Origin of the sequence: Clostridium pacaense, from assembly GCF_020709765.2 — a bacterium.
Classification (GTDB): Bacteria; Bacillota; Clostridia; order Lachnospirales; family Lachnospiraceae; genus Enterocloster; species Enterocloster hominis.
The window spans coordinates 1-494 of sequence record NZ_JAJFEB020000069.1 but is presented as its reverse complement, the minus strand read 5'-3'; the positions used below and the strand labels follow the sequence as shown (position 1 = coordinate 494).

The window sequence follows — 494 nt, the reverse complement described above, 5'->3', positions numbered from 1 at the left end:
GCATCACACGATAGCGGCTTTTCTTGACAGCCGGAATCACACACTTCGCTACTTCAGTTCGCTCCGCGTCACGTCTTTGGATTGCCAGGCGGGTTTGCCAGCCTGACTCCTCCTACGCTTGCCCCGGTATTCCCATTCCCGGGATGTGCTGTCCTTCTGTGTCCCCACAGTTCTGATGATGCATGGTACAGGAATCTCAACCTGTTGTCCATCGGCTACGCCTCCCAGCCTCGCCTTAGGCCCCGACTTACCCAGAGCAGATCAGCTTTACTCTGGAAACCTTGGATATTCGGCCTGGAGGATTCCCACCTCCATCTCGCTACTCATTCCGGCATTCTCTCTTCTTAAAGGTCCACAGCTCCTCATCGGTACTGCTTCACCCCTTTAAGAATGCTCCTCTACCAACCACTTACGTGGTTCCTAAGCTTCGGTGTTGTGTTTCAGCCCCGGACATTTTCGGCGCAGGACCTCTCGACTAGTGAGCTATTACGCAC

General features: G+C 54.3%; 1 rRNA gene. It reads right to left on the bottom strand.

The window, feature by feature from the left end:
* Positions 1–494: ribosomal RNA gene (locus LK536_RS58500) — 23S ribosomal RNA — on the bottom strand; the annotation flags it as partial.